General features: G+C 66.9%; 22 protein-coding genes. 8 read left to right on the top strand and 14 right to left on the bottom strand.

Annotated elements, in window-relative coordinates:
• Nucleotides 1–50 precede the first annotated feature (50 nt).
• The 4 genes from LPA46_RS09050 to LPA46_RS09035 form a co-directional block, all read right to left on the bottom strand.
• Nucleotides 51–1,160: a glutamate--cysteine ligase gene (locus tag LPA46_RS09050; protein WP_230892246.1), complete on the bottom strand. Its 1,110-nt coding sequence runs from the start codon at nucleotides 1,158–1,160 to the stop codon at nucleotides 51–53.
• Nucleotides 1,161–1,261: 101 nt separating this feature from the next.
• The gene (locus LPA46_RS09045; protein WP_230892245.1) at nucleotides 1,262–1,891 is read right to left on the bottom strand and encodes a fibrillarin-like rRNA/tRNA 2'-O-methyltransferase; all 630 of its coding nucleotides are present in this window, start codon (nucleotides 1,889–1,891) and stop codon (nucleotides 1,262–1,264) included.
• On the bottom strand, nucleotides 1,888–2,721 hold the full coding sequence (locus tag LPA46_RS09040; RefSeq protein ID WP_230892244.1) for an NOP5/NOP56 family protein: 834 nt from the start codon (nucleotides 2,719–2,721) through the stop codon (nucleotides 1,888–1,890). The genes LPA46_RS09045 and LPA46_RS09040 overlap by 4 nt, the downstream gene beginning before the upstream one ends.
• Nucleotides 2,722–2,785: 64 nt before the next feature.
• On the bottom strand, nucleotides 2,786–3,010 hold the full coding sequence (locus tag LPA46_RS09035) for a hypothetical protein (RefSeq protein WP_230892243.1): 225 nt from the start codon (nucleotides 3,008–3,010) through the stop codon (nucleotides 2,786–2,788).
• A gap of 72 nt (nucleotides 3,011–3,082) precedes the next feature.
• On the opposite strand from LPA46_RS09035, the gene LPA46_RS09030 reads away from it, so the two are divergent.
• The 3 genes from LPA46_RS09030 (at nucleotide 3,083) to LPA46_RS09020 (ending at nucleotide 4,162) form a co-directional block, all read left to right on the top strand.
• The gene (locus LPA46_RS09030; protein ID WP_230892242.1) at nucleotides 3,083–3,652 is read left to right on the top strand and encodes a DUF2391 family protein; all 570 of its coding nucleotides are present in this window, start codon (nucleotides 3,083–3,085) and stop codon (nucleotides 3,650–3,652) included.
• 61 nt (nucleotides 3,653–3,713) lie between these two features.
• Nucleotides 3,714–3,893 (top strand): HVO_2753 family zinc finger protein, encoded by a 180-nt coding sequence (locus LPA46_RS09025; RefSeq protein WP_230888791.1) that lies wholly within the window; start codon nucleotides 3,714–3,716, stop codon nucleotides 3,891–3,893.
• A gap of 2 nt (nucleotides 3,894–3,895) precedes the next feature.
• Entirely contained in the window at nucleotides 3,896–4,162 is a 267-nt protein-coding gene (locus LPA46_RS09020; protein WP_230888790.1) for an elongation factor 1-beta, read from the top strand.
• Nucleotides 4,163–4,394: 232 nt separating this feature from the next.
• On the opposite strand, the gene LPA46_RS09015 is transcribed toward LPA46_RS09020, so the two are convergent.
• Together LPA46_RS09015 and LPA46_RS09010 are read right to left on the bottom strand one after the other, a co-directional pair.
• Entirely contained in the window at nucleotides 4,395–4,982 is a 588-nt protein-coding gene (locus LPA46_RS09015) for a hypothetical protein (protein WP_230892241.1), read from the bottom strand.
• Between the two features lie 62 nt (nucleotides 4,983–5,044).
• Complete coding sequence (locus tag LPA46_RS09010) at nucleotides 5,045–6,205, bottom strand: cystathionine gamma-synthase (protein ID WP_230892240.1); 1,161 nt, start codon at nucleotides 6,203–6,205, stop codon at nucleotides 5,045–5,047.
• 125 nt (nucleotides 6,206–6,330) lie between these two features.
• Between LPA46_RS09010 and LPA46_RS09005 the strand changes: the two genes are divergently transcribed.
• Complete coding sequence (locus LPA46_RS09005) at nucleotides 6,331–7,629, top strand: dicarboxylate/amino acid:cation symporter (RefSeq protein WP_230892239.1); 1,299 nt, start codon at nucleotides 6,331–6,333, stop codon at nucleotides 7,627–7,629.
• Between the two features lie 37 nt (nucleotides 7,630–7,666).
• On the opposite strand, the gene LPA46_RS09000 is transcribed toward LPA46_RS09005, so the two are convergent.
• Nucleotides 7,667–7,954: a hypothetical protein gene (locus LPA46_RS09000; RefSeq protein WP_230892238.1), complete on the bottom strand. Its 288-nt coding sequence runs from the start codon at nucleotides 7,952–7,954 to the stop codon at nucleotides 7,667–7,669.
• 98 nt (nucleotides 7,955–8,052) lie between these two features.
• Between LPA46_RS09000 and LPA46_RS08995 the strand changes: the two genes are divergently transcribed.
• Both LPA46_RS08995 and LPA46_RS08990 read left to right on the top strand, forming a co-directional pair.
• Nucleotides 8,053–8,430: a hypothetical protein gene (locus LPA46_RS08995; protein ID WP_230892237.1), complete on the top strand. Its 378-nt coding sequence runs from the start codon at nucleotides 8,053–8,055 to the stop codon at nucleotides 8,428–8,430.
• Between the two features lie 75 nt (nucleotides 8,431–8,505).
• Nucleotides 8,506–11,220, top strand: coding sequence for a DEAD/DEAH box helicase (locus LPA46_RS08990; RefSeq protein ID WP_230892236.1), 2,715 nt, complete (start codon nucleotides 8,506–8,508; stop codon nucleotides 11,218–11,220).
• On the opposite strand, the gene LPA46_RS08985 is transcribed toward LPA46_RS08990, so the two are convergent.
• A complete protein-coding gene (locus LPA46_RS08985; protein WP_230892235.1) occupies nucleotides 11,221–11,805 on the bottom strand; it encodes a type IV pilin in 585 nt (194 codons plus the stop codon). It lies immediately after the preceding gene.
• A gap of 96 nt (nucleotides 11,806–11,901) precedes the next feature.
• Nucleotides 11,902–12,915: an alcohol dehydrogenase catalytic domain-containing protein gene (locus LPA46_RS08980; RefSeq protein WP_230892234.1), complete on the bottom strand. Its 1,014-nt coding sequence runs from the start codon at nucleotides 12,913–12,915 to the stop codon at nucleotides 11,902–11,904.
• Nucleotides 12,916–13,003: 88 nt separating this feature from the next.
• Between LPA46_RS08980 and LPA46_RS08975 the strand changes: the two genes are divergently transcribed.
• Nucleotides 13,004–13,519, top strand: coding sequence for a hypothetical protein (locus LPA46_RS08975; protein WP_230892233.1), 516 nt, complete (start codon nucleotides 13,004–13,006; stop codon nucleotides 13,517–13,519).
• 5 nt (nucleotides 13,520–13,524) lie between these two features.
• Here LPA46_RS08975 and LPA46_RS08970 read toward each other — a convergent pair whose 3' ends face one another.
• The 3 genes from LPA46_RS08970 to LPA46_RS08960 are packed head-to-tail and all read right to left on the bottom strand — an operon-like array spanning nucleotide 13,525 to nucleotide 17,777.
• Nucleotides 13,525–14,631, bottom strand: coding sequence for a sensor histidine kinase (locus tag LPA46_RS08970; protein WP_230892232.1), 1,107 nt, complete (start codon nucleotides 14,629–14,631; stop codon nucleotides 13,525–13,527).
• Between the two features lie 55 nt (nucleotides 14,632–14,686).
• On the bottom strand, nucleotides 14,687–14,959 hold the full coding sequence (locus LPA46_RS08965) for a hypothetical protein (protein WP_230892231.1): 273 nt from the start codon (nucleotides 14,957–14,959) through the stop codon (nucleotides 14,687–14,689).
• A gap of 40 nt (nucleotides 14,960–14,999) precedes the next feature.
• A complete protein-coding gene (locus LPA46_RS08960) occupies nucleotides 15,000–17,777 on the bottom strand; it encodes an ATP-dependent helicase (RefSeq protein ID WP_230892230.1) in 2,778 nt (925 codons plus the stop codon).
• A 342-nt stretch (nucleotides 17,778–18,119) separates the two neighbouring features.
• On the opposite strand from LPA46_RS08960, the gene LPA46_RS08955 reads away from it, so the two are divergent.
• Nucleotides 18,120–18,854, top strand: coding sequence for an MBL fold metallo-hydrolase (locus tag LPA46_RS08955; RefSeq protein ID WP_230892229.1), 735 nt, complete (start codon nucleotides 18,120–18,122; stop codon nucleotides 18,852–18,854).
• A 1-nt stretch (nucleotide 18,855) separates the two neighbouring features.
• On the opposite strand, the gene LPA46_RS08950 is transcribed toward LPA46_RS08955, so the two are convergent.
• Entirely contained in the window at nucleotides 18,856–19,347 is a 492-nt protein-coding gene (locus tag LPA46_RS08950; RefSeq protein WP_230892228.1) for a cation:proton antiporter regulatory subunit, read from the bottom strand.
• A 44-nt stretch (nucleotides 19,348–19,391) separates the two neighbouring features.
• On the bottom strand, nucleotides 19,392–20,588 hold the full coding sequence (locus LPA46_RS08945; protein ID WP_230892227.1) for a cation:proton antiporter: 1,197 nt from the start codon (nucleotides 20,586–20,588) through the stop codon (nucleotides 19,392–19,394).
• Nucleotides 20,589–20,596: the final 8 nt, after the last annotated feature.

The raw sequence follows: 20,596 nt of genomic DNA, 5'->3' as shown, positions 1-20,596 counted from the left end.
ACGTGTGGGTGAAAAACTCTTCGCCCCCCGCGGTCTGACCCGGTACTCGGCTACAGGACCAGCGACTCGTACAGCGCCGCTTCGCCCGCTTCGTCGAGCAACCGGCGCTGCGCGCTCGCACCCGATTCGGCGTCGTAGACGTCCCGGATGCCGGACACACCGAGCCGCTCACACTCGCGGTCGACGACCTCGCCCAGCGACACCTCGCCGCTGGCGTCCCGTCGGACGAACGACGCGTCGTGGCCGTGTCGGGTCGCCCGCCACTTGTTCTCGTCCAAGACTTCACGACGGAGCGCGCCGCTCGTATCGCCGTCACCGAAGACGTCCGTGACCGCAGGGTCGGCGGCGTCCTCGTAGCGCTTCGCGTAGTCCACGACCAGCGCGTGCGTGTACTCCACGAACGCCTGCACCTTCTCCGGGTCGGCCTGCCCGTCCGGCGCTCGCACCTCGACGGTGCCGTGACCGGAGTGCGGACGCACGTCGTACCAGAGTTCGCCGCGGTCCTCGATAGCGCCATTCTCGACCATCAGGCGCTCGAAGCGGTCGAAGTCTGCGTAGGAGTCGAACTCGGTGGGAATGCCGGTGTTCGGTAGCGCCTCGAAGATTTTCGCGCGCGCCGACGCCAGTCCCGTGTCGAAGCCGTTCCAGAACGGCGAGTTCGCCGACAGCGCCAACATTACGGGGACGTGCCAGCGCAACTGATTCGCCACCCAGACTGCTTTGTCCGCGTCGTCCACGCCGACGTGGACGTGCAGGCCGGCGGTCGTGTTCCGGTGCTGTGGATACTGGATGCGTTCGAGTTGGGAGCGATAGCGCGGCTTCTCGGCGTGCTCGTGTTCGCGCCAGCGTGCCCCCGGATGGAGACCAGCAGCTGCGATGCGGTAGCCGTTCGCCTCAGCGTGCGCGACCAGCGCCGCCCGCACGTCACGGACCGCCTCAGCGGCGTTGGCTGGTCCGTCGAGTTTCGGCGTCTGCGTCTCCACGACGAATTTGAACAGCTCGTGGTCGAGCCGTCCCTCCAGCAACTCCGGCGGCTCGGCCTCGTAGACTAACTGGTCGGTCCCGGCTGTCGGGACGCCGTCCTCGCCGACGACGAAGAACTCCTCCTCGACGCCGAGCGTCCCCAGTTCCGCGAACGCCTCCGGCGAACCCACGTCCATGCTGCCGGGAGTTTCCCGCGGCGGCCGTAAATAGTTCTGGAAGTCGGCGGAGTTACCGGGTGGCTCGGAGCACCAACGGGAGCCTATCGAGCCTATTGTGGCTATTTCGGGGTCGCGACGACTGCGAGGTGGTCGTCGTGGTGTGGCTCCAGTCGTTCGGTCTCCAGCACCTCGTAGCCGTCTCGCAGCCGGTCGAGCACGTCCTCGAACACGTCCTCGGGCTCGCGCGTGACGTCCTCGCTGCGCGCCTTGATGGCACCGACGAACCGGCCGTCCTCGGCGAGGAACTGTCGGTTCGACAGCGCGACGTCTGCCTGCCCGCGCGTCGCTACGTCCTGGACGATGGCGTCCAACCCCGCTTCGACGACGTGGGCGTACGTCTCGGGTTTGCGCGCGTCCTTCAGCAGCGGGAAGAGATTTCCGCGGTCCTCGGCAACGTCGAGCAGGTCGCGGACGGGGCGGGGTGCGAACTCGACGGCGTACGTCGGCCCCGCGAAGTCCGCGACGTGGCTGACCGTCGTGCCGTTCGCCGCGCCCAGGTAGAGCACGCTGTCGCCGCCAGATAGGCCCGTATCGAGACCGTGTTCGAACGTCGCGCCGAGTTTCGAGCGGTACGCGTCCCAGCGCCGCCAGCCCTCGACGACTGGTTCGCCGTACACTGGTTCACCCTGCGTCGCGAGCACGTCCTCACTGTCAAACGTGCGACGCTGGACACCGTCGGGGAGACTCATTCCGTATCACGAGCGCGGATGCGCTCGATGCGTTCGTCTAGTTCCTCCCGCAACTCGGGTCGCAAGTCCCCCGAGTAGTGGTCGATGCGTGCAGCGATGGAGAGTTTCCCGGCGAGCGCGCGCGCTGCCGACCCCCGGTTCTCGGGATGGGTGTTGCGCACGTAGTCGTGCGTGTAGATTGCGCCGTGCTTCGGCGACGGCGCGTGCCCACGGAGGTGTGCGAACAGCGCGTCCTCCGCGCCCAGCACTTGCACGGTACCGCTGGGTTGTTTCGCGAGATCGTCGAGCCCGCCCGCCAGCGCGACGAGTCGCGCGGCGAGCATCGGTCCTGCGAGGTTCGAGAGGTTCGGCGCGACCGTCGGTGCCTGCCGCTCAACGTACTCGCGGACGTCGTCGCGCTCGTCAGCGAGGTCAGCGACACGCTCGCAGAGCGCGACTGCGCGCTCTTCGGTGGCGTTCTCGGGGTCGCGTTCGGCCACGTCGCGTGCTCCGTGAATGCCGCTGTCAACGTCCTCGAAGACGCTGCCCGCCCACTCCGTGCCGCGCTCGGCGAGCTCGTTCGCAGCGTCCGCGAGGTCCGCGGCCGCACGCACCGCGTGAATCAGTTGCTGGTCGTCGGCGGCTTCGCGCTCGCGGACGGCGGCTCGTGTCCCTGCCAGCGTCGCGTCGTGCAGCAACTCGTAGTACTCGTCGGTATCGTCGGCGAATCCCGCGTCGACGGCCTGCTCGGGCCAGTCCGCGGGCGCGTCGGCTTCGCCCTCGCGGACGGCATCGCCCATCGCGGCGGCGTCGCCGGACTCGACGCCGACGAACCACCCCTGTTCAGTCATGTGCAGGCGTACCGGCCGCGCGGGGTTAAACCCACTCGTGTGGCTCGGAATCGCGGTTGCCTGCTCACGTCGGCTGCGGACCGCCGCCCTCGCCGGGCTTGATGCGGCGGACCACGCCCTCGGCACCGGATTTCAGTTTCACGCGGGCACCCTCGGGGTCGGCTTCGCCGAGCACCACACCGATTTCGCCCTCGATTGGCTCCTTGTCGTGCCCCTGATCGATGACAACGTGCAGTCCCTTCTTGAGTTCGTTCGGGTGCGGGTACTCGGGTGGTTCCCGTTCGGACATACACGGGTTCTCACGCTCGCCCCCCAAGATACTGCTGGCCATTTTAAGTGGCGGGCGGCTCTCACCCTGTCCATGAGCGCGCCACCGAGACCACCCGAGAGCCAGCGGGACTTCTCGGACCTCTTCGACGAACTCGAAGACTTAGACGAACACGTCGAGGACGACGAAGCCCGCGCACAGCTCCGGGAGGTGAAAGAACTCGCGACCGACATGCAGCCCGAGGGCACGTTCGGCCGCGTCATCTACGGCTTCGACGCCAACGACCTCGCGGAGGCCACTTTGGGAAGCCTCCTGTTCGGCATCCCGATGGCCGTCGAAGGCGGGACCAACGAGGCCGGCGAATTCCTCGCCAGTCACCTCCCGCTGCTCGTCGGTAGCGCCGCAGCCACCGTCGTCATCGTCTACGGCCTGCTGTACGTCGCGCAGTTCCAAGACGTCCGCGTCGCGGACCCGATTCTCGGCGTGATTCCGCGCCGCCTCGTCGGCGTGCTCGGCGCGTCCACCGCCACCGCGATACTGCTGTTGACCGCGTGGGGCCGCATCTCGTGGACGGACCCGACGCTCGCCGCATCAACCGTCGTCGTCGCCCTCCTCCCGATGGCTATCGGCGCTGCGCTCGGCGACATCCTCCCCGGGAGCTAGCTGTTCCGGCCGGCGATGCCGAAAGACAACGGTTAAAACGCGTCCGGGCGCAAAACAACTTATGAGCGAAACCGAAGCCAAACGGGCGCGCAAATGCGTCTCCTGTGGCATCAACATCTCCGGCACCACCGCCGCCGCGTTCAAATGCCCGGACTGCGGCCAGCAGATTTACCGCTGCGCAAAGTGCCGCAAGCAGAGCAACCTCTACGAGTGTCCCGACTGCGGGTTCCGGGGGCCGTAACGATGGGGAAAGTCGCCGCCGTCCTCAAGGTCATGCCGAAGAGCCCCGACGTCGACCTCGACGACCTCCAGGACCGCCTCTCGGAATCCCTCCCCGAAGGCGCGAAAATCAACGGCGTCGAAACCGAGGAAGTCGCGTTCGGCCTCACCGCGCTCCTGACGACGGTCATCGTCCCCGACGACGCCGGCGGCACGGAAGCCGTCGAAGAAGCGTTCTCCAACGTGGACGACGTCGAGAGCGTCGCCGTCGAAGAAGTCGGTCGTATCTAAAGCGCACTTTTTGCGCTGCGTGAGGCGCGCTACGCGCGCCTCGCTCGGCAAAAACTTGCGGAAAAGCACTCCTCGCTCCTGCCGCTCGCTACGCTCGCGTTAGTCGTTCGTCGGCCTGCGTTCGCTCACCTCGTTCGCTCGCGCAGTGAATCGCGGACCTTCCGGGGTCTTCGACCCGCTCGGTCCGCGAATGCTAGCGGCTACCCGCTGCGGAATCCGGTGCCGCTCCGTCTTATTCCCCGTTTTCTGTCTCGGACGGCACGACGTCCACGCTGAATCCCCAGCCTTCCCCGAGGTAGTTGCTGTCTTCGAAGCGGTACGTTCCCGTCGGATGGCAGTTCTGACTGTCGTGCGCGGCGAGCACGCGGAACTCGCGGCTGACAGTCTCGTCCGGGTCGAGCGTCTCCTCGTACATCACGGCAGGGAGCGCGACGCCGTCGGTCGCCTGCCAGCAGTCGTCGCTGGGCTCGTCCGGTGTGACGCCGGCGTTCGGCGAGAGCAGCAGCGCCGCCTCGTTGTCCTCGTGCGTGCCGCGAATCGCGTCCCACGGGACGAGCGACCCGAACGCGAACGTCTGAGTATCGTCGGCGTCGTTCGTGAACGCGACCTCGAGGCGCGCGGGGTGGTCGGTCGTGAAGTCAGCGGTGACTGTCACGTCGATAGTGACGTTCTCGACTGGCGGGTCGTCCGTCTGCACGTTCGTGAGCGTGTACGGGAACCCGCTTGTCGTTCCAGTAGTGGGGTTGTCACTGGCCGGCGCGCTGACACAGCCGGCGAGTGCCGTGGTCGCCAGCGTCGCGAGGTACGTGCGGCGGTGCATACCCGAAGCCACGAGTGGCGCGGATAAACGCTTTCTCTGGAGTCAAAGAGCGCTTTGAGCGCCTAGAAGACGGCGTCCATCGCCTGCTGGAGGTCGGCTTTCAGGTCGTCGACGTGCTCGATGCCGATGCTCGCGCGGATGAGCGGGTCCGTCAGCCCCGCGGCCTCCCGCTCCTCCTTCGGGATGGCGGCGTGGGTCATCGCGGCGGGCTGCTCGATGAGCGACTCGACGCCGCCCAGCGACTCTGCGAGCGTGAACACCTCGGTCTCGCCGACGAAGTCGCTGGCCTCGTCGAGGCTGGCGTCCAACTCGAACGAGAGCATGCCGCCGAAGCCGTCCATCTGCTCGGCAGCGAGGTCGTGGTCCGGGTGGCTCTCGAGCCCGGGGTAGAAGACGTGTTCGACGTGGTCGTGGGCGTCGAGCCACTCGGCGAGTTCCTGCGCGTTCTCGCAGTGGCGGTCCATCCGCACGCCGAGGCTCTTCGTTCCGCGCAGCACGAGGAAGCAGTCGAACGGGCTGGGTGTGGCTCCCACGGAGTTCTGGTAGAACGCGAGGCGCTCGTCGAGGTTCTCGTCGTCCGTGACGAGTGCGCCCGCGACCAGGTCGGAGTGCCCGCCGAGGTACTTCGTGAGGCTGTGGCAGACGATGTCCGCGCCGAACTCTAGGGGGCGCTGGAGGTACGGCGTCGCGAACGTGTTGTCGACGGCGCACAGGGCGTCGTAGTCGTGGGCGACGTCGGCGAGTGCGCCGATGTCGTTGACGTTCATCAGCGGGTTCGTCGGCGTCTCCACCCAGAGCAGTTCCGTGGACTCGCGCATCGCGTCCTGCACCTCGTCGTGGTCGGTCGTATCCACGAAGTCGAATTCGAGGTCGTACTCTTCGTAGACCTGCGTGAAGATGCGGTGGGTGCCGCCGTAGACGTCGTTGCCCGCGACGACGTGGTCGCCGGCCTCTAGGAGGTTCAGAACCGTGTTGATAGCGGCCATTCCCGAAGCGAAACAGCGGCCGTAGTCGCCGCCCTCCAGGCTCGCGAGGTTTGCTTCGAGGTCGGTGCGCGTCGGGTTGCCGGTGCGGGAGTACTCGTAGCCGCGGTGCTCGCCGGGTGCGTCCTGTTTGTACGTGGAGTTCGCGTAAATCGGCGTCATCAGCGCGCCCGTCTCCTCGTCGGGCTCCTGCCCGGCGTGGATGGCTCGCGTCTCGAAGTGCTCGTCGTCGTCGCTCATACTCGGAGCGTCGGCCGCACGCGAGTTAGGTCTGTTCGTTACGACCCCACTCCCACGTGTCCGAGATACCTGCAGAAACGGGCGGAAAGGCGCCTTTTTTGCCCGGCTGGTGGCTCGTCCTCGGTATGTCTGGACCAGTTAGCACCGTGTGGCACCGGTACCGCTCGGTGCCGCTCATCGCGCGCATTTTCGTCGCGTTCGTCCTCGGGTCGGCCGCGGGCATCGCATTCGGCGAACGGATGACCGTCGTACAGCCGCTGGGCGACCTCTTCCTGCGGTTGCTGAACATGCTCGTCATCCCCATTATCGTGTTCACGCTCCTGACGGGGATTCGCCAACTCTCGCCCGCTCGCCTCGGGCGAATCGGCGGCGTGACCGTCGGACTGTACGCCGTCACCACGACTATCGCGGGGCTCATCGGGCTGGCCGTCGCGAACATCCTCCAGCCGGGCCGCGGCGTCGAGTTCACGGGCGGGGAAGCCCAATCGCAGGCACCGCCGTCGCTGACCGAAGTGGTTCTCGGCATCGTCCCGAACAACCCGGTCGCGGCGATGGCCGAGGGGAACCTCCTCGCGACTGTCTTCTTCGTCATCGTCTTCGGCATCGCACTGACCTACGTCCGCGCGCAACACGACGACCTCGCGGACAGCGTCGACTCCGTCTTCGAGGCGTTCGAGGTCGGGGCGGAGGCGATGTTCGTCGTCGTCCGTGGCGTCCTCGAATTCGGCGTCGTCGGCGTGTTCGCGCTGATGGCCGCAGGCATCGGAACGGAAGGTGTCGGCGTGTTCTCTTCGCTGGGCGAACTCGTGCTCGCGGTGGCGATTGCGGTGGTCGTCCACATCGCGTTCACGTACCTGTTCGTGCTGATGCAGCTGGTCGTCGGCGTCTCCCCGCTCTCGTTCCTCGCGGGTGCGAAGGACGCGATGGTCACCGCGTTCGCCACCCGGTCGTCGAGTGGCACACTCCCGGTGACGATGCGCAACGCCGAGGAGGACCTCCGCATCTCCGAGCGCGTGTACTCCTTCGCGCTTCCCGTCGGCGCTACAGCGAACATGGACGGCGCGGCAATCCGACAAGCCATCACCGTCGTTTTCGCGGCGAACGTCGTCGGACAGCCGCTCGCGCCGACCGAGCAGGTGCTCGTGCTAGTGGTCGCCGTCCTCATCAGCATCGGCACGGCGGGCGTACCGGGCGCCGGGCTCGTGATGTTGACCGTCGTCCTGAATCAGGTCGGTCTCCCGCTGGAGGTCGTCGGGTTCGTCGCCGGCGTCGACCCGATTCTCGGCCGCATCGCCACGATGAACAACGTCACCGGCGACCTCGCGGTTTCGACCGTCGTCGGGAAGTGGAACGACGCGCTCGACCTCGACGACGGCGTCTGGGCCAGCGTGGTCGACGAGCAAGCCGCGTCAGCCGACGACTAAGTAGGCACATCGGCCGCCCGCAAGTTCGTCGCAGAAATCAGATGACGTCGTCGGGGTCGTGGACTTCCTGCATCCGCTGGGCTTCGGCGGCGTACTGCTCTTTCAGGTCGGAGTCGGAGACGTCACCGAGATTGCCGGGTTCGGCTTCGACCGCTGCGGTCGTGTCTCGGACGTCCGAGAAACTGGTGAGCGCGCGCTCCTTGCGAAAGTACTGCTCACCGTCCGGCGTCGCGTACGTGAGGATGATGATGTTCTGTTCGTCGTCGGAGTACGTTCGCTCGACGAGCCACACCTGTACGGTCTCGTCGCGGTCGTCGTCGCTCATACCTATAGAAGGGAGTGCGAGTGAGTTAGGTCTGTTCGCCCGGTAACCCACCCTGGCGACCACCAGTATTTATCGTATCAGCGAGCGCACCGAACTGCATGCATTCCAGAACTGTCCTGTCGGCGCTCGGAGCCGGGATAACGACCTTTCTGGTCGTCGCTGTCGCCGTCATTGAGCTGTTGCCCTTCGAGTTCTCCGCGCTCGTCGGTCTTCCCGTCGGCCTGCTGGTGGGTGGGGCCGTCTTCGCCGCCGTCGCAGCCCGATACGACGAGGCCGCGCCAGTCCTGCGGTACGCCGTGGACGCTGCCGCGGGATTCGGGCTCGCCGTCGTCGTGCTGCAAGCAGTGAGCTACGTGAATCTCGCCGGCCTCCGGTCGGCGCTCTCCGTCGACGTCACGGTCGCCGTCGCCGCCTTCGCTGGCGTGATCGCGACCGTCGCGTCGTGGCTGATGGACCGTCGTGAACGGGATGTATGAGCCTCGGGGTCGTCGTTCCGTCACCGTACTCCCGCGAGCGACAGGGTTTTTCGCGGTGCTCCCCACACCTCTCCCGTGAACGTACGGGGCGAGGTGACCGACGTCGACGAGGTGCGGTCCGTGAACACGCAGTACGGCGACCGGGACGTGCTTGACGTCCACGTCCGGCCGGACGCGGACAGCGACGCGGCCGCCGACGACCCTGGGGCGTCCGTGCGCGTGACGCTGTGGGGGAAGTGGACGGAGGCCGTCCAGTACCTCGAACCCGGGATGGACCTGCTGGTGACCGAAGCCGAGGAAGACGAGTGGAACGGCGACGTCCAGTACTCGACGAGCAAGGAGTCGTACGTCGTCGTCGAGCCGGACTTCCTCGTGGACGTGACGAACATCCGGTCGTTCGTGCAGTGTCCGCGCCTCTACTACCTGAACAAGCTCTCTGGACTCCCGCTGAAGTACCCGGTGACGAAGGGGACCATCGTCCACGAGGTGTTCGGCGACCTGCTCCGCGGTCGCGACCTCGACGAGTCCGTCGCGGAGCGCGTGGACGACGCCGGCCTTGAACTCGGCCTGCTGGGTCGTGACCGCGAAGAAGTCGAAGCCGACGTGCGCGCGAACGCCGCCGCCATCGAGGGCTGGCTCCAACAGGGCCACCTCTCCGGGGACGGCGGCACCACCGAAGAGACCGCAGAGGGCTGGCGCGCAGGCGACGACTGGCGCTCGGAGTACACCCTAATTTCGGAGACGTTCGGCATCAAGGGCCGCTGTGACGCCATCCGTCGCGGGATGCCCGTCGAACTGAAGACGGGGAAGAACACGAACCGCGACCCGCGCTTCCACGACAAGGTGCAGGCGGCGTGTTACGCGCTGATGTTGGACGACCGCGGCGTGAACGCCGACACCGGAACCCTCCTGTACACGAAGAACGCGGCCGTCGACCGCAGCGAGGAATCCGGCGACCTCTCGCCCGCCAAGGAGTTCTCCATCGGGAAGGGCTTCCTCGACTTCGTCGTCCGCCAGCGCAACCACCTCGCCGCTATCGAGTACGAGGGCAGTCCGCCGACGGGGTTCGAGGCGGACGCGAAGTGCGAGTACTGCTTCGAGCAGGACACCTGCATGGTGGTGTCGGGTCGCCTCGACCAAGAGTCGAAGGCCGGCCAACTCGGCGAGCCGCTCCCCGAGGACGAACGCGCGTACTTCGACGACATCTACGCCGCAATCGAGCGCGAGCGCGACTCCGTCCACGACGAGTACCGCAAGCTCTGGGAGCAGACGGCCGAAGAGCGCGCGGCCGACGACCGCGCAGTCGTGGACCTCGAACCTGCGGGCAACGAGGAGCTGCCGGACGGCCGCTGGCGGCTGACCGCGAAGCGACCGACCGCCGCGGCCTCCAAGATTCGGCAGGGCGACCGCGTGCTCGCCTCCGACGGCGACCCCGTGCGGGGGACCGCGGAGATGGCGCGCGTGGAGACGCTCGCGCCCGATCGCGTCGTCGTCACCGCCGACGAGCCCGTCGACCTCCGTCGGCTCGACGTCTACCCCTCCGAGTTGAGCGTCGACCGGATGCTCACCGCACTCCACGATGGACTCCTGAAGGGCGACCAGCGCCGCAAAGATGTGCTGTTCGACCGCGAGAGCCCGGACTTCGCGGACGAGGAGTACAGCGTCGTCGACAACAACGACGCGCAGAACGAAGCCGTCAGCAAGGCGTTGAACGCCGAGGACTTCGCGCTCGTCCACGGTCCGCCCGGCACCGGGAAGACGTACACCATCGCGACGCTGATTCGGGAATTCGTCGACCGCGGTGACCGCGTACTGCTGTCGGCGTTCACGAACCGCGCCGTCGACAACGCCCTCGAAGCCCTGCGGGAGCAAGGGCACGAGGACATCGTCCGCGTCGGGACGTCGACGGGCGTCCGCGAAGACATGCGGGACCTCCGGCTGAACCAGTCCGGCGACCCCGCGGAGTGTGCGCGAGCGCTCCAGACCGCCGACGTCGTCGCCGCGACGACCGCGACGTGTGGTTCCCGGGTGATGCGCGAGCAGGAGTTCGACGTAGTGCTCGTCGACGAGGCGAGCCAGCTCACCGAGCCGGACACGCTCGCAGCCATCAACCGCGGCGAGCGTTTCGTGCTCGTCGGTGACCACGAACAGCTTCCGCCCGTCGTGCGCTCCGGCGGCCGGCTGTCGACGTCGCTGTTCGAGCGCCTCCAGGACACCCACCCGGAGGCGTCCGTGATGCTCGACCAGCAGTACCGGATGAGCCAGCGCATCCAGGCGTTCTCCTCGGAGGAGTTCTACGACGGCCAACTCCGCCCCGCGACGGCCGAAGTGGCCGCGCAGACGCTCGCGGACCTCGGCGTGGAGACTGGCGACGCGGTCCAGAATGGTGTCACCTTCCACGACGTGCCCGGGACGAGCGACGCACACGTCGACCCCAGAGAGGCAGAACGCGTCGGCGACATCACCCGCGAGTACGTCGCCGCTGGCGTCGACCCCGAGGATATCGGCGTCATCGCGCCGTTCCGCGCGCAGGTCGCGGAAATCGGGCGGCATGTCTCCGACGGTGTCGCCGTGGACACGGTCGATCGCTTCCAGGGCTCCTCGAAGGAAGTCATCGTCGTGTCGTTCGTCGCGACCGGGAGCCTCGACGGCCCAATCTTCGAAGACCACCGTCGCGTGAACGTCGCGCTCACTCGCGCGAAGAAGAGCCTCGTTCTCGTCGGCGACGAGACGGCACTTCGCTCGGAGCCGCTGTACGACCGCATGGCCGAGTGGGCGTCGCTTTCCTGACTATTCAATAGTCAGTACGCCGTCCTTGGTCATGTCGCCGTTGACGTCCACGGAGACGTTGTACTCGCCGGCGGGCGCTGGATTCTGCACGTCTGAGACGTCCAAGACGATCCAGTCGCCAGCTTCGATGTTGTGGTTCCCGTTGAAGGTGACGTCGAGCGTGCTACCATCGTTACTGGTCGAGAGCCCGCTCAGGTCGACCATGGCGTCGGCTTCGAGGACGCCATCGCCGTCTTTGTCGATGCCGACGCGCTCGACGTCTGAACCCGTGACGTTGCTCGCGTCGGCCGAACTCGGGTACGCGACGTGTAGCTGGTTCAGGGAGTTCCCGACGGCGTTCGAGCCCTCCTCGATGTGGACGCGAATGTAGTGGTCGTCGAGTTCACCCGATTCACCGTCGGCTGCGCGAATGAGTTCGGTCTGTACCTCGTTCGATTCGTCGTCGGAGTTGCCATCCGCGAACGATGGCATCTCGATGTCTCCGATGGCCGGTACGGCCACCAGCACCGTCGCCGCCAGCACGACGGTGATGGCCACCATGAGTGCGACTCCGACGACGGGACTGACTGCCCGTCCAGCGCGCATCACCGAAGAAACTGGCTGCCCGCGGAAAACGACGATGGCCGTTCCGTTACACGTTGCGACCGAATTAGCCTCGATTGATGGCGCAGTTCGCTTCTCTTAGGGCGTGACGACGAGCTTGCCGACGGTGTCGCGGTCCTGCATCGCGGCAAACGCGTCGCCGGTTTCGGCGAGCGGATAGGTGTCGGCGACTTCCGGCGCGAGGTCACCGGCTGCGACGAGGTCGACGAGCCGCTGTAGGTCGGGCTGTGTCCCCATCGTGGAGCCGATGATTCGCTTGTGCCCGAGGAAGAGGTCCGGAACGTCGATTTCCGAGCGCCCGCCCGCGGTCCGGCCACAGACGACCATGCGGCCGCCGCGCCGGAGCACGGTCTGTCCGAGTTCCGTGTACTCGCCGCCGAGGTGGTTGAGCACCGCGTCCGGCGCGCCAATGGCCTCCACCTTCTCTCGAATATCGTCGACGTCTGTCGACCGAATCGCGTGGTCCAGCCCCAACTCGGTCACGCGGTCGAGCTTCGCTCGCGAAGACGACGTGCCAACCGTCTGCGCGCCGAGAACGTCCGCGAGTTGGACGGCAGCGACGCCGACACCGCCCGTGACGCCGGGCACGAACACGAGGTCGTTCGGCCCGACCTCGGCACGGCGGAGCATGTGGTAGGCGGTCATGTACGCCGTCGGCAAGGCTGCCGCGGTGGTCGTGTCGACGTCGTCCGGGAGTGCGACGAGTCGGCCGGCGTCCACGCGCGCCTGCTCTGCGAGGCCGCCGTGGAACAGCGAAAACTCCTCACAGAGGTTCTCCGGGCCCTCACGGCAGAACCGACAGGTCCCACACGTCTCGTTCGGGCAGAGCACGACGCGGTCACCGGGTTCGACAGCCGTCACACCGTCCCCGACGTCCGTGACGGTACCGGCGACGTCGAGCCCGCTGACGAACGGGAGGTCGTCCGCGTCGACCATCGCAGAGTCGCCCTCCAGAATCCAGAGGTCGTGGCGGTTGATGGCGCACGCTTCCACGTCGACGACGGCGTCGCCGGCCCCTGGTTCGGGGTCCGGCTGGTCGATGACGCCGACGCCGTCCGGTCCGGTCAACTCCGTGAATGCTGCGGCACGCATCGCGTCGACGTTCGGCCGACGCTCGGATATGAATACGGGTGGCCGTCGCCTCTGCCTTTATCTCGGTGTGTGACGAACCTGTCATACGATGCAGGTCCTCGCAGTCGCGGCAACGAAGTTGGTAGCGCAGGCGGGCTCCGGATTCGACGTCGACGTCACCCTCGGGCAGGGGCTCGTTGGCGGTGCGGTCGGCGCGTTCCTGACGACGCTGGTGGTCGGCGCTATCGCGGTCGCGATGTTTCCCGAACGCACCGAGCGCCTGATGGCGCGCGTCCTCGACGACCCAGTCGGTTCGTTCGCGTACGGTCTCCTCTGCGTCGTCGGGCTGTTCGTGGCGGCGCTGGTGCTCGTGTTCACCATCATCGGCATCGTCGTCGCGTTCCCGCTGTTGCTCGTCGCGTACGTCGTCTGGGCGGTCGGAGCAGCCGTCGCCTACCTCGCCATCGCCGACCGGCTAGTCGGCCACGAAGACGGCTGGCTCAAAACGCTGCTCGTCGCTGCGACAATCAACGGCGCGCTCGCGGCGACCGGCGTCGGCAGCATCCTCGCGGTCGCCATCGGCATTACGGGCTTCGGAGCCGTGCTACAGCCGTACCTCGACTGACGCAATCACCGAGAACGGCCCACGAGCCGTCCCCAAAGCCCGGGCCGTACTGTCGCGTCGGGCAGTGTGAGCCGGACCGTCGACCCGTCCGCGTCGTCGGCGAAGTCGACGGTGCCGCCCGACTCACGAACCGTCCAGTAGACCAGCCAGAGGCCGAGCCCGCTCGCGTGCGAGAGCGTCGTCTCCTCAGGTTGGTCGAGGATGTACCGCTCGTGGTCAGGAATCCCCGACCCCGTGTCCGCGACCTCGAAGACGACGTCGTCGTCCGGCGGGTTCGTCACGGACGCCAAGATGCGTACATCTTCGTCGTTGTGCTCGACGGCGTTCGCGAGTACCTCGTAAACCGCGTCGCCGAGCGCGGAGTGAGCCGACACCACCGCATCCTCACTGGCCGCAATTTCGACGTCGACATCCGGGTAGCGTTCTCGGAGTCGTTCGACGGCGTCTGCGAGGACTGCGCCGGCGTCCTGTTCGCGGCATTCGTCGCTCCCCCAAATGCCCAGAATCCGGCGTGTGCGCTCGCTGGTCTCCAGCAGCTCGTCGACGTGGTGTCGCGCGATTGTGACGTCCTCGTCGTCGCTGCCGACCTTCTCTTCGAGGTTTTGGAGGTGGCCGTCTACGACCGACAGTTCGTTACGGAGGTTGTGCCGGAGGACGCGCTGGTTCATCGTGAGTAGCTTCACGAGGTCCGCCAGCCGCGTGCGCTTCTCCTCGGACCCGACCGCGTAGAGGCTCGCCTGCGCGCCGACCGCGAGCCCGAGCCACATCGCGAACACCACCATGAACTCGGTGTCGACGACCGGGTGGCCCTCCAGTTGCCAGATGAGCGAGATAGCGACCGCCAGCAACGCGAAACTCACACCCGTGAGCGCGGTCAGTCCGGTCGCTCGCACGAGTCCCGCCTGGCTAATCTCCCGGCCACGTGCGTCGATGCCGGAGTGCACGAGCGTGGCTGCGAGCGAGAGGAGAATGAGGACTTCGAGTCCGACAGCGACACTCCACCCGACGTAGTAGCCGTAGCCCACGGCGGCGACGAATCCGACGACAGCGTACACGTAGAACCACCAGTGCGCAGCTGCGTCCGTCAGCCGCTCGTGAGCCAGTCCCACCATAGCCCACCTATCGGGGCACGGTCCGTTAATGCGTCGGCGCTCTACACCGCTGCCGTCAGCGCCGAATCCAGCCTTTGCCGACCCGCCGGAGTCGCCCGGCGTTCTCGTCGGCCTCGGCCTGCTGGGCCTGCTGGCGGCGCTCCTCGAACTGCTGGGTGCGCTGTAACCGCCACGCGGCGTACGCCGCGCCGACCGCTGCGACGGCTGCGCCGACAGCGAGCCGTCGCTTCGATAGGCCGCCGCTTGCCTCTTCGTCTTCGCGTTGCTCCTCGTCGTCCGTGTCGCGTCCGGCGACGCGCTTCAGGTACGGCGTGAAAACGACTGGCATACCCCAAATACATCGCACTTCCGGATGAACGCTTCGCCAGTCAGTCGTCGACCTGCTCGCGGACGCGTTCGTGGAACGCCCGGAGCACCGCGTCCTCGTCGTCGGCGAGCACGACGTCGCTGGCCGAGAGCGTCGCCAGCCCGAACGACAGCGGCGACGGTGACTTCAGGGTCGTCTCGGTGACTTCGACGTCGCCCGACTGCAGCGCCGAGAGCACTTCGCGGACGCCCGCGAGGTCGAGTTTGTCCTCGATGAGTTCGCGGTACGTCTCGTCCAGCACCGCGAAGTTCTCGAGGTCTTCAGCGAACCCGAGCAGCATCTCGCTGGCAACCTGTTGTTTGCTCGCGGACTTCTCGCGCCCCTTGTAGCGCTTCAGCACGAGCAGCGCCCGGGTCGCGTCGATGCGGAAGTACCGCTGCAGGAGGTCGGTGCCGTCCAACGCCGCCCGGAGCGTCTCGCGCGCCTCGTCGGGGTCCGTCTGGCGGAGCAACTCGGCGACGTCGACCTTCCGGTTCAGCGGCATCGCGAGCGTGAAGCCGTTGTCCGCCACGGAGACGGCGACGTTCGCGTTCGCTTCGTTTGCACAGCGATAGGCGAGCAGCCGAGAGAGCCCGTCGTTGAACCGGCGGCCGTACGGCGTCCGGACGTGGTAGCGCCGCCGGTACTCGTCGCGGTCTTTCACCTCCTCTATGGCGATGCGCTCGGTCGTACTGACGCTCTCTGTGCCCGCGTACTGAATCTGGTCGTCGTACATTCGGGCGAGCGCCCTGACTGCGTTCGCGTCCACGGGGAACTCCCGGAGCCAGCGCCGGACTGCCGCTGCACCACCGTCCTCGTACTCGTCGAGGAGGTCGGCTTGGAAGCGCGCGATTTCCCGGCCGAGGTCGTACGAGAGCGGGAGGCGCTCGGAGAACCACGACGGCACGGTCGCGCGCTCGCTCGTGCGGTCGACGTACACCTTCGACCCCCGGCGGTATCGGTGCGCGAACCGGTCGCCGCCGAGCACGAACACGTCGCCGGCTTCGAGCGTGTCGAGGTAGCTCTCGTCGAGTTGGCCGACCCACTCGTCGTCGCCGCGCACGTAGACGTTCACCGTGAACGAGTCCGGAATCGTCCCGAGGTTCTGGAGGAGAATCGGGCGCGCAAGCCGGCCTCGCTTCCCGATGAGACGCTCGCCAATGTCGAAGTCGGGGTAGTGGTGCGTGCCCGACGTGGGGTCGTCGGGGTCGCCGTCGTCGCCGCCTGGCGGGTCGTTCTCGTCGCGCCAGATTTTCGCGTAGACGTTCCGGTCTTCGAGGCCGTCGTAGTCTGCCGTGAGATACCTGAACAGGTGCTCGAAGTCGTCGTCGCTGTACTCGCGGTAGGGATACGCCGACCGCAACGTCGCGCGCACTTCGGCCTCCGGGAGCGGGCCCTCGATGGCCATCCCGTAGACGTGCTGGGCGGCGACATCGTGGGCGCGCTCGGGGATGTGCACACGGTCGACGAACCCGCGTTCGGCTTGCCGCAGCATCACTGCGCACTCTACGAGTTCGTCCCGGTCCAGCGCGATGACGCGGCCCGTGACCGTCCTCCCGGGTCGGTGGCCGGCGCGCCCGACGCGCTGGAGCAGGCTGGCGACAGACTTCGGCGACCCGACTTGCACCACAAGGTCGATGTGGGGCATGTCGATGCCGAGTTCGAGGCTCGTCGAGGTTGTCGTCACCGACAGCGACCCCTCCTTCAACTGCTGTTCGACCTCGGTGCGTCGGTCCTTCGAGAGGCTGCCGTGGTGACACGCGGACTCGTCCTCGCTCACGACGCCGCGCTCGCGGAGGTTCTCGAGGACGCGCTCGGCGCCAGACCGCGTGTTCGTGAATACGAGCGTGCTGTCGTTGGCTTCGATGAGGTCGCCGAGTTCCGCGTAGAACGCATCGTTGATGGCGCCCTTCGAGGCGTTCACCAGGTCAGGCGTCGGGCACGACAACTGGAGGTCGTAGTCGCGGGCGAACCGCGCGTCCACGATTTCGCAGTCTCTGGCTTCGCCGCCGTTGCCTCGCGGGCGGTGCCCGCTCGGCTCGTCAGCGAGGCGTGGTTCCTCGCGTTCAAATCCGACGAGGTAGCGCGCGATGTCCGCCAGCGGCTCGACGGTCGCCGAGCAGCCGATGCGCGTGAAGTCGCCAGCCAGCCGTTGGAGCCGTTCGAGGCTCACCGAGAGGTGGGTGCCACGCTTGGAGTCCGCGAGGCTGTGAATCTCGTCGACGACGACGTACTCGACGCTCCGGAGTTTCTCCCGAAACTTCGGTGAGTTCAACAGAATCGCGAGCGTCTCCGGCGTCGTGTTGAGGATGTGTGGCGTCTCTTCGAGCATCTGCTGGCGCTCGTAGTCGGACGTGTCGCCGTGCCGAATCGCCTGCCGGACGTCCGTCTCGACGCCCCGCTCCGCGAGCCGCTCACTGATACCGTCGAGCGGCTCCGCGAGGTTGCGCTCGATGTCGTTTGCGAGCGACTTCAGCGGCGACACGTACAGACAGTGGACTGCGTTGTCCAGGCCCTCGGCCTGCTCGCGCTCGAATAGTTCGTTCAGGATGGCCGTAAACGACGCGAGTGTCTTTCCGGAGCCCGTCGGAGCCGCGACAAGCGCATTCTCGCTCGCGTGTATCAGCGGAATCGCCTCGCGCTGCGGCGGCGTCAAACAGCCACCGTCCTGCTCGGGGTTCCCGAACCGGTCGACCCACCACTCGCTAACAGCGGGGTCGAGCGCGTCCAGAATCTCGCGGTCCGAGGACTGGTGGTCCTCGTCTGCCGACCGCGTCGTCGCCTCCGACTCGGGACCCATCGTTCGCGTGTGCTTGGCTCCCGTACGGCAAGTGTCTGACGCCGCTAGGCAAATCGCGCTGTTCGTATCTGGTCCGCCTCGCTGTTTCTGGACTGACCATGGTCTTCGACACCTCGAAAGCCCCGACTGGCTTTGGTCGAGCGGCTCGCTGCGCGCTTCGCTCGCTGTAGTGCTTACGTCGTCGTGCTTCGCGAAGTCAGCCGCTCCCTTTCAATCCACCCCGCTACCGGTTGTCCAACGGGCGACGGGTGGGACTTTCGAGGCGTTCTCGAGAGCACTGCCTACCGAAGCCACGAACACGCACCCCGAACGGTTAACCGCCTTCCGTCCGCGGCTCCCGGTATGCAACTGACGTTCCTCGGGACGGGGAGCGCGATGCCGACGGGTGACCGGATGCAGACTGGGCTCCTCCTCGAAAAACCCGACAGCCGACTGCTCGTGGACTGCGGGAGCGGCGTGCTGCACACGCTCGCGCGGACAGACGTGGGGTATGAGGGCGTAGACACGGTGTTGCTCACGCACCACCACCTCGACCACGTCAACGACCTGTTGCCGTTGTTGAAGGCGCGCTGGCTCGCAGGCGAAGAACATCTCACCGTCGTCGGACCGACCGGGACGAAAGGACTCGTAACGGACCTGCTGGACGTCCACGAGTACTTACAGGACCGCGTGGACCTCACGTTACGTGAGGTCGACGTTGGGAGCTTCGAGGTGGCGGGATTCGACGTGGACGCCATCGAGACGCGTCACTCGATGCCGGGGCTGGCGTACAAATTCGACGACGACCTGGCCTTTAGCGCGGATACCGAGGCGTTCGCGGGGATGGGCGAGTTCGCGGACGGCTGCGACGTGCTCGTCCACGACTGCTCGTTCCCCGACGATGTAGACGTCTCGAACCACCCGACGCCGACGCAACTCGGCGAGTCCCTCGCGGGCGTGGATGTCGACGAACTGTACCTCACTCATCTCTACCCCCACACGGAGGGCAACCACCGTGAGATGCAGGCGTCGATAGAGCAGCACTTCGACGGACACGTCGCGTTCGCGCGGGACGGTCTCGTCGTCGAAACCGAGTAGTTCAGGCGTCGCTGTCCTTGTTGACGCGGGCCTGAAGGTTTCGCTGTTCCTCCTGGGTCCCGAGCGTCACGAGCACGTCGCCGGGTTCGATGACTTCCTCTGGGCCGGGGTTCGCAATAGTATCGCTGCCACGCTGGATGGCCAAGAGGGTTGCACCCGTCTCCGTCCGAATCTCCGAGTCGCCAACCGAGCTCCCTGCCAGCGGTGAGTCCTCGTGGACGTCGTACCACTCGATGCGGGCGTCACCGACGGGGACGTTTGCGGTTTCGGACTCGGCCGGCTGGAAGTACGCGCCGCCGAGGATAGCTCCGAACTGTCGGGCTTCCTCGCCGGTGAGTTCGGCGACGCGCTCGGCGTCGCCGTCTCCGTCGGGCTGACGGTACAGCGTCCGCGTGCCGTCGTGCCCGATGACGACCGACAGTCGGCCGCCGGAGGCGAGGTCGAGTTCGAACTTTCGGCCGACGTTGGGGAGTTCCGTCTCGCGGACAGGCATCACTGGGGATTCGACGGGAGGCCGCAAAAGCCCACCGCCGCTGCTCACCGTGTCTCGGCCCACGGCAGCACCGCCCACAACTGGTCGCTGTACCGCATCGCGAGCGTGCCGAGGATGCTCGTCACGAGCACGTAGCCCACGGTGAACGCGGGGACGTGCTCCGTGAGCACGGGCGTGGTGCCGACGCTGGCGGCGAGCGCTGCGATAACGAGCGCGAACTCCCCGCGGGGCGCGAGCGCGGACCCGACGCGGAACGCGCGCCGCGGTTCGAGGTCGAACTGGCGGCCGGCGTAATAGCCGGAGACGTACTGGCCGGGAATCGTAATGGCAACCGCGACGGCGACCGCCCACGCCTCCTGCGTGATGAGCGCGGGGTTCGTTGAGAGGCCGACTGCGGCGAAGAACAGCGCCGCGAACAGGTCCCGTGACGGCGACAGCAAGCCCTCGACGCGGTCGGTGAGCGTCGTCCGGCCGACTGCGGTGCCGACGAGGAACGCTGCGACGGCGGCGCTCACGCCCGAGTGTTCGCCGAGGCCGGCGACGGTCGCGGTGACGCCGAGCGCGAGCAACACGAACAGCTCGCCGGATTCGATGTCGAGGAGGCGCTCGATGACGTTCGTCCCGCGGAGCGCGACCACCGCGCCAGCCGCGACGAGCGCGACGACGACAGCGACGTCAGTCGCAAGCGCGCCCACGTCGGTTGCGCCGAGCAGGACCGCCGACAGCACCGCGAGGTAGCCCGCGGTCGCCACGTCCTCAACAACCACAATCGAGAGAATCGCCTCGCTCTCAGGATTGGCAATCCAGTCCAGTTCCAGCAGGAGTTTCGCAACGATGACTGTCGAGGAGTTGAACAGCACACCCGCGAGCACGAACGACGCCACCCAGTCAAAGCCTAGGAGGAGGCCGACCGCGAACCCCAGCGGGAGGCTCACCAAGACGTCGATGGCACCGCCAGCGAGTACCTGGTCGCCCTTCTCGAAGAGCGCGTCCAGACTCAGTTCCAGTCCAACGAAGAACAACAGCAGGACGACGCCGAGGTCCGCGAACAGCGCGACAGTCTCGGGGTCAGCGACGAGCGTCGGTTGGACGCCCCACAGCGTGGGCGCATGTGGCCCGACGAGCATACCGACGACAAGATACGCGGGGATGACCGACTGGCCGACCCTGCGCGCGACCAACCCAGCGGCCGCCAGCGCGACCAGCACCAGCCCGACGTCCAGCAGAGTTAGTCCTGCCACGCCGCCAA

Origin of the sequence: Halobacterium sp. KA-6 (assembly GCF_021029015.1) — an archaeon.
Lineage (GTDB): Archaea > Halobacteriota > Halobacteria > Halobacteriales > Halobacteriaceae > Halobacterium.
The sequence above is the reverse complement of the archived record's forward strand: the minus strand, read 5'-3'. Positions and strand labels throughout refer to the sequence as shown.